General features: G+C 71.1%; 1 protein-coding gene. It reads right to left on the reverse strand.

Translation table 11 applies throughout. The features are described from left to right. On the reverse strand, positions 1-923 hold a 923-nt coding region (locus E8D38_RS27890), incomplete at both ends, for a type VI secretion system Vgr family protein (RefSeq protein ID WP_181179576.1).

A 923-nucleotide genomic window follows, 5' to 3' on the forward strand; every position in this document is an offset into this window, starting at 1 on the left:
CGTTGGCCTCGCCGTCGAAGGTCTTGAGGCCCTGTTCGTGGGCCAACAGCGCCAGCCGGGCGGCGCGGCGGGCGTGTTCGGGGCTGTCGTGGCGGTAGGCGCCGCTGCCGTCGTAGGTCTCCAACGGGCCGAGTTCGCCCTGGGGCAGCGCGCTGGTGTCACTGGCGCTGGTGCCGGCGAGCTGCTTGTAGTCCCAGGCGCCCAGTGCCACCGCGTTGGGCCGCACCTGGCGGTGGGCGGCAAAGGCGGTGATGGTGTCTTCGTTGGCGCCGAGCAATGAACCGACCAGGGCGGCCAGGCCGGTGCTGCCTTGCACCGGGCGGCTGAAGCGCAGGGTGCCCAGGTCGGGCCGCTTGGCGGCGCGGTCGGTGATGACGAGGCAGTGGCGGGCCTGGGGCTGCGTGTCGCTGGCCGAACCCGAGGCGTCGTGTTCGAAGTGGAACGACAGGCCTTCTTCGGCCAGCAGGCGCAACACGAAGTCGAGGTCGCTCTCGCGGTACTGGGTGCACAGCGAGCGCTGGCGCAGGGTGTCGGTGGCTTCGATGCGCCAGTTGGCCTGCGGGTAGTCCTTGAAGACTTCTTCGACGATCTGGAGTGCGGTGGCGTCCTGGAAGATGAAGCTGTCGCGGCGGTGGCCCAGCAGCGCGGGCCAGGGTTGCAGGCTGAGGCGGTAGCGTGCCAGGCCGCCGTCGGCGCCCATGGCGGCGGCCTGCATCACGTGGCCGTGCCAGGTGCGGGGGGATCCGTCGCCCCGGGTCAGGCGCAGCGTGACCTCTTCGCCGATGAGCGGGGTGAGGTCGAGGTGGGCGCTGGGCGACAGGCAGTCGATCTCGAAGCCGCCCAGGGTGTTGATGCCTTCGGTGCCGGACAGCCGCTCGACCACCAGCGTGGTGCTGGGCAGGGCCGTCTCGATGGCCAGCAGC

Source organism: Methylibium rhizosphaerae, assembly GCF_006386545.1.
Lineage (GTDB): Bacteria > Pseudomonadota > Gammaproteobacteria > Burkholderiales > Burkholderiaceae_C > Pseudorivibacter > Pseudorivibacter rhizosphaerae.